Below are 6,549 nucleotides of genomic sequence, written 5' to 3'. Positions count from 1 at the left end.
CGGCAGCGGGCAGGGTCCGGCGGTCCTCGAGCAGGTAACCGATGGTCTCCAGGGCGTCACCCTTGGTGTGGCCGATCAGGCCAACCGGGCCCCGCTTGATCCAGCCGGTGGTGTAGATCCCGGGAACCGGTTCGCCGCTGGTGTCCACTACGCGGCCACCCTCGTTGGGGATCACGCCGCGGCGGGAGTCGTAGCCCACCTCGGGAAGTTCGGAACCGAAGTATCCCACCGCGCGGTACACAGCCTGGACCGGGTAATCAATGATCTCACCCGTGCCCCGGGCATTGCCGGTGCCGTCCAGTTCCGTGCGTTCCATCTTGATGCCAGCGACTTTGCCGGGAGTGGCGGGATCGTCGTGAATCTCCACCGGGGAGTGCAGGAAGTGCAGGTGAAGCCGGCGTGAGGCACCGGTGTCCTGTTCCTCGACCAGCCAATTGGTCAGGGTGTTGACCATGGTCTTGGTCTGGTTGTTGGTGCGGATCTGCTCGTCCGAGGCCTCGTCGAAATCGAAGTCTTCCGGGTAGAGCACAATGTCCACGTCACGGGAGTGTGAAAGCTCGCGCAGTTCCAGCGGCGTGAACTTCACCTGTGCGGGGCCGCGCCGGCCAAAGACGTGGACGTCCGTGACGGGGGACTTCTTCAGCCCCTCGTAGACATTGGACGGGATTTCGGTGGTCAGCAGGTCATCGGCGTGCTTGGAAAGAATGCGCGCGACGTCGAGGGCCACGTTTCCGTTGCCGATGACGGCGATTTCCCTGGCGTCCAGCGGCCAGTCGCGCGGTACGTCCGGGTTGCCGTCATACCAGGAGACGAAGTCGGCGCCGCCGAATGAACCTTCGAGCTCGATGCCGGGGATGTCCAGCGGGGCGTCTTTCAGGGCACCGGTCGCGAAGATAATCGCGTCGTAGAAGTGCCGGAAGTCCTTCAGGGTGAGGTCACGGCCGTAGTTGACGTTGCCCAGGAAGCGGATGTCACCGCGGTCCAGCACCTTTTCCAGTGCATTGACAATGCCCTTGATACGGGGATGGTCCGGGGCCACGCCGTAGCGGATGAGGCCGTAGGGTGCCGGGTACTGATCAAAGAGATCAATGCTGACTTCGAAGTCGCGGTCCGCTTTGGTCAGGATGTCTGCGGCGTAAACGCCAGCCGGACCAGCACCGATAATTGCGACTCGCATGGGACGCTGCGAGCTGTCCGGAGCTGAGTTAGACACTTAGAGTCCTTCTACTTGGGAGTCGTGGCACGCAAATGGCGCACGTTTTTATATTCTAATTGTCCACTTCCGCACCGTCTAAACGGATGTGCGCAAACCACCGGGAATACGCCCACGGCGTAGCCGGTTGCAACGCACATGGCCAATGAGAATTCTTCCGGCACCTCGCTGCCCGGATCCCCTGCGCAGTCCGTAGCGCAGGGTGCCACGGGAACCGCTTCCCGTGCTGCTTCCCCTGCCCCGTCCGGCCCGGATGAGAAGCCCAGCGGGTCCGGGCTGCTCTTCGGAATCGGCGCCTACGGCATCTGGGGCGTACTGCCCCTCTACTTCCTTCTCCTGGAGCCTGCCGGGCCGGTGGAAATCGTCGCGGCCCGTGTGGTCTTCTCCCTGGTCTTTTGTGTGGCCCTGCTGACGGTCATGCGCTCCTGGGGGCTGGCCCTGACCGCGGTGAAGGACCGCAGGGCGGTGGCCACCCTGACCGCGGCGGCGCTGCTGATCGCGGTCAACTGGCTGGTCTTCGCCTGGGCAGTGCTGAACGGGCATGCAGTGGAAGCCGCCCTGGGCTACTTCATCAACCCCCTCATTTCAGTCCTGCTGGGGGTCCTGGTCCTCAAGGAACGGCTGCGCCCGCTTCAGTGGACTGCCATGGGCGTCGGTTTCATCGCCGTGCTTGTGCTGACTTTCGGCTACGGAACCGTACCCTGGGTGGCGCTGGCCCTCGCCTTCAGTTTCGGCCTCTACGGGCTGGTGAAGAAGAACATCGGCGGCAAGGTGGACGCCGTCTCCAGTCTCACCATTGAAACCGCCGTGCTCACGCCCGTTGCCGCCGTCGTACTGGTGGTACTGGCGGCCACCGGAACCGGAACCCTCCTGACCGAGGGACCGGCTCATTTCTGGCTGCTGGCTGCCTCCGGCATCGCCACCGCGGTTCCACTGGTCTTCTTCGGTGCTGCGGCACGGCGCCTGCCGCTGAGCACGGTGGGACTGCTGCAGTATCTGGCCCCGGTACTGCAGTTCACTCTTGCCCTGCTGGTCTTCAAAGAAGCCATGCCGGCCGAGCGGTGGGCCGGATTCGGGCTGGTCTGGCTGGCGCTGCTGCTGCTGAGCATCGACATGCTGGGTTCCCCGCGGCGTGCCCGCATCCGCAGGGCCGAAGCCGTCTGAGTTCCGCACACCGGCGGTAAGTACCCGGGTTAAACACCGGACGGCGAGGGGAATCCCCTCGCCGGCCGGTGTTTTAGGCCTGCCGGCTTAGTCCGCGGCCGGAACCGGTTCCAGCTGCAGACGGCTGCGCAGCCGCAGCGAGTACAGGGCAACCGCTCCGGAAAGCACCATCAGGGCTCCGGCTGCGGCAACCAGCAGCTGGGCCGGCGTCACGCCGGTGTTGGGCAGGGTTGCCGCTGCTGTCTGCACACTTGCCGGAGCGCCCATGACGGTCACCGCGGGCTGGACGGAGAAGCCCTGCCAGCCGGCGAGCGTGCCGTCCATGTTGTAGAGGGCAACCCGATGATCCCCGGCTTCAAGCTGTGCCGGAATGGTCAGTGGGAGTGTTCCGTTGCCGTCCACTGTGAGGGTTCCCACCTTCACGGGCGTTGAATGCAGGAACACCTGGTACTGCTCCCCCGGGACCAGTCCGGAGACCACCAGGAGACTTCCGTTTGCCCTTGCTTCGAAGGTCCCGCGAGTTTCCGGAGTCAGTACAGCCGGGTCGCTGGTGGACAGCTCGGTTCGGGCGGCCGCCGGAGCCGGTGAAGGTTCCGGTTCCTGCTGCTCAGTTGAGTCTTTCAACGCCGTGTCAGGCGCCGTCTCAGGATCAGCCGGCGGAACAGGAGCCGGTTCGGCTTCAGCAGGGGCAGGCGGAACCACAGGTGCCGGTGTCGGAGCCGGTTCGGGTGTGGGCTCCGGTTCGGGTGCAGGCGCGGGTGCGGGAGCCGGTGCAGGTTCCGGAGCAGGCGCAGGTTCGGGCGTGGGCTCCGGTTCGGGTGCCGGTGCCGGAGCAGGCGCGGGAGCAGGAGCAGGCGCAGGTTCGGGTGTCGGATCCGGTTCCGGCGCTGGAGCGGGTGCCGGCGCAGGAGCGGGTGCCGGCGCGGGAGCCGGAGCAGGCGCGGGGGTAGGTGCCGGCGCAGGAGCGGGTGCCGGCGCAGGGGCAGGTGCCGGCGCAGGTGAGTTGTACTGGCCGAAGTTCACGGTGGCCAGGTAAACGCCCTTGTTGGGGCCCTCGGTGAGCTGAACGACGCCGATGCCCAGATCCGTATCAGCAGCACGGAGCATATTGGCCCGGTGCGGAGCGGAGCCCACCCACCACTGGAAGGCCTGGTCCACGCTCATGTTCCAGGCGATGTTCTCGGAGGCGTGCATGGCGCCGGCCGGATACTGGGAGGCGAAGGCCGGGTTGTGCAGGAAGGTTCCTGCACCGGAAACCCGGGCGGTCTCCGCAGAGCGCATGGTCCATCCCTGCGCCACTCCGGCAATGCCGGGATTCCAGGCCAGGGGTTTCAGCGCGTGGACCGCGCGGTAGTCATTGATCAGAGTGTGTAAGCGGGCCGCAGCCTGCCCGTCGAGTGATGTGGCCGACGCCGGGGGCAGGGCCACCGCCGTCGCCCCCAGAGCCAGTGCGAGCGCAGCGAAAGCGCCCGCGAGTTTCCTCAGTCGCATTTTCAGTCCTTTGGTGCCTCGAGACCCATGGGGGTATCCCCCGTTGAGGCCTGCATTGAGCGGCCGTCCCCAAACGGCCGCGACACGCCGCATGCGCGCGGAGCTTGACATTCAATCTAGCCCAAGGCCCCTTTCTTCACAAAGACAACACTGTTCACACCGGTCACAAGATCGGGTTATCCAAGACAGGAGTGCGGCCCGCCCCCGCAAAAGCAGGACGGGCCGCACCTCAAATGCCGGCCTAGAGAACCGCGGACTTCTCCGCTTCAGCTGCCGAACGTGAATCTCCGGTCCGGAGCGTTTCGCCCCGGAAGAAGCCGGGATTGATCCGGTACATAACCAGCATCAGCACGGCTCCCAGGACGATCACACCCATACCGAGCACAAACACCAGCCCAACGCCGCCCACCGAGGAACCGGACCCGTAGTCGGGGTCCATCGAATCGAAGGCCGTCTTGATGAACATGATGAACAGGATGATTCCGCCCAGTGCTGGAGCAAGGAGCTTCAGCAGGAAGGACCGCACACTCTCGAACGCGTCACGGCGGAAGTACCAGACGCAGGCCAGCGCCGTGATGCCGTAGTAGAAGCAGATCATCAGGCCCAGGGCCGTGATGGTGTCCCAGAGGGCGTTTTCCGAGAGCAGGCGCGTGATGACGTAGAAGCCCGACGCCGCCAGGGCGGCAGCTACGGTCGCGTAGCCCGGGGACTTGTAGGACGGGCTGATCCGTCCGAACCCCTTGGGCAAGGCCTGGTAATGGCCCATCGCAAGCAGGGTCCGCGCCGGGGAGACGAAGGTGGACTGCAGTGAGGCCGCAGAGCTGGAGAGGATGGACAGGGACATCAGGATCGCAAACGGACCCATCACAGGGGTGGCCAGTACGGCAAAGATGCTCTCCTGGTTCTCCGGGTTGCCCGCACCAAGCTCGCCGTCGCCCACGCCGGCGAAGGAGATCACGGCCAGCGCAATCATCATGTAGATGAGCACAATGACGAAGACCGTTGCCGTGGCCGCACGGCCCGGCGTCTTGTCCGGATCCCGTGTTTCCTCGTTCATGGTCAGTGTGACGTCCCAGCCCCAGTACACAAAGATCGACAGCGAGACACCCGCCGCAAAGGCAGAGAAGGACTCCACCGCAAACGGGTTGAACCAGTCCCAGCTGATCTGCGTGGCGTCAAAGGCCGTGCCGCCGGCCACGTGTGCGAAGGCCGCAACGGAGAACCAGGTCAGGACCACCAGCTGGAAGGCAACCAGCACGTACTGGACGGTCTTGGTGGTCTCCACCCCTCGGTAGGAAATCCAGCAGGCGATCGCCACGAAGACCAGGGTGGTGGCGATATTCAGCGGCAGGTTCAGCGTCAGGTCTGCCAGCGACTCGTTTCCCGTGACCTGCGCAAGCATGAGGTAGAAGAAGTCCACCGCAACCGCTGCGAGGTTGGAGAGCACAATAATGGTGGCCGCGATCAGCCCCCAGCCGCCCATCCAGCCCACCCAGGGCCCGAATGCCCGGGTGGCCCAGGTAAAAGACGTGCCTGAGTCCGGCATTGCGTTGTTCAGTTCCCGGTAGCCCAGGGCTACCAGGATCATGGGAATGAACCCCACCAGGAAGATGGCCGGCAGCTGCACTCCCACTTCGGCGACGGTGGGTCCCAGCCCGGAGGTCAGCGTGTACGCCGGGGCAATGCAGGAAATGCCAATAACGACGGCGCCGATCAGCCCGACCTGCCCGCCCTTCAGTCCCTTGCTGCTCAGCCCGGTGACTCCGGCAGAGTTTTTGGCGCTGGTGCGGTTGCTCACTGCGGATCTCCTGACGTCTGGTGCTGCGGGGCAGGTGTGTAGTTCCGGGGCACAACGACCATGGGAACCGGCAGGCTCCGCAGGACCTTGGAGGCAGTGGCGCCCAGGAAGAGCTGGTTGGTCCGGGCGAGCCGGCTGGAGCCGATGATCAGGATCTCGCCGTCGTCGAACTCCAGATCGTCCACGGCGTTCTCGATGGTCCGGCCCTGAGCCACCACACCGGTGATGGTGCTTTTGCCTTCGGTGAGCGCCTCGGCCCGCCGGACCCGGTCAGCTATGTGCAGCTGGGCCTCTTCGACGGCCGCGTCCCCGGGCGAATCCAGCGCCAGGAGAGACAGCAGCCGAAGAGGCAGACCGCGGCGGGCGGCGGAGTCGCAGGCAACTTCCAGGACATCTTCGGCTCCGCGGCGCTCCCCCACCGCACAGGTGATGCGTGTGAGCGGGTCAAGCCGGCTGTAGCCGCGGGGCGCGAGGGCAACGGGCACGCCGGCGGCATGCAGCAGGGCGTTGGCCACACTGCCTACCGTGAAGCGCTTGAACAGCCCGTTGCTCCCCGCACCGACCACAATCAGGCCGGCGCTGAATTCTTCAGCGGCTTCAATCAGTCCGCGCGCGTCGGAGTCGGCCGTGCGGATGTGGCCCCTTGCCTCGATGTCCGCGGGCACCAGCGCCAGGGCTTCCTCCAACCAGTCCCGAAGCTGGCGGGCCAGCAGCGAGGAGTACGTCCGCTCGGGAGGATAGACCGCGGTATACGGCGACTCCTCCGGGTCGACGAGCACCAGGTCCAGGGAGGCGCCCTGGCTGCGGGCGATGGCGCAGGCCAGGAACAGGGCGTCCCTGCCGCGTTCAGTTGCCGTGTAACCGACTACGTAGCGCACCCGGA

Annotated in this window: 5 protein-coding genes; 1 reads left to right on the top strand and 4 read right to left on the bottom strand. The window is 65.5% G+C overall.

The genetic code is table 11. From position 1 onward, the window contains the following. A partial coding sequence (locus TVC13_RS02245) for an FAD-dependent oxidoreductase (protein WP_422399621.1) occupies positions 1-1,177 on the bottom strand: 1,177 nt, incomplete at its 3' end. A gap of 174 nt (positions 1,178-1,351) precedes the next feature. On the opposite strand from TVC13_RS02245, the gene rarD reads away from it, so the two are divergent. Then, complete coding sequence (gene rarD, locus TVC13_RS02240) at positions 1,352-2,377, top strand: EamA family transporter RarD (protein WP_422399614.1); 1,026 nt, start codon at positions 1,352-1,354, stop codon at positions 2,375-2,377. 87 nt (positions 2,378-2,464) lie between these two features. Here the strand turns inward: rarD and TVC13_RS02235 are convergent, their stop codons facing one another. The 3 genes from TVC13_RS02235 to TVC13_RS02225 all read right to left on the bottom strand — a co-directional run bounded on the left by TVC13_RS02235 (position 2,465) and on the right by TVC13_RS02225 (position 6,544). Beyond that, positions 2,465-3,868, bottom strand: a complete 1,404-nt coding sequence (locus TVC13_RS02235; RefSeq protein WP_422399613.1) for a CAP domain-containing protein — start codon at positions 3,866-3,868, stop codon at positions 2,465-2,467. 241 nt (positions 3,869-4,109) lie between these two features. Beyond that, positions 4,110-5,666, bottom strand: coding sequence for an APC family permease (locus tag TVC13_RS02230; RefSeq protein ID WP_422399612.1), 1,557 nt, complete (start codon positions 5,664-5,666; stop codon positions 4,110-4,112). Next, on the bottom strand, positions 5,663-6,544 hold the full coding sequence (locus TVC13_RS02225; RefSeq protein WP_422399611.1) for a universal stress protein: 882 nt from the start codon (positions 6,542-6,544) through the stop codon (positions 5,663-5,665). The genes TVC13_RS02230 and TVC13_RS02225 overlap by 4 nt, the downstream gene beginning before the upstream one ends. Positions 6,545-6,549: the final 5 nt, after the last annotated feature.

It is taken from the genome of Arthrobacter sp. 3Tela_A (assembly GCF_049311025.1).
Classification (GTDB): domain Bacteria; phylum Actinomycetota; class Actinomycetes; order Actinomycetales; family Micrococcaceae; genus Arthrobacter_B.
The sequence above is the reverse complement of the archived record's forward strand: the minus strand, read 5'-3'. Positions and strand labels throughout refer to the sequence as shown.

What these genes read in the sequence shown, in the direction of transcription:
- rarD (WP_422399614.1), top strand. Translation starts at nt 1,352, where the DNA reads ATGGCCAATGAGAATTCTTCCGGCACCTCGCTGCCCGGATCCCCTGCG.
- TVC13_RS02235 (WP_422399613.1), bottom strand. Translation starts at nt 3,868, where the DNA reads ATGCGACTGAGGAAACTCGCGGGCGCTTTCGCTGCGCTCGCACTGGCT.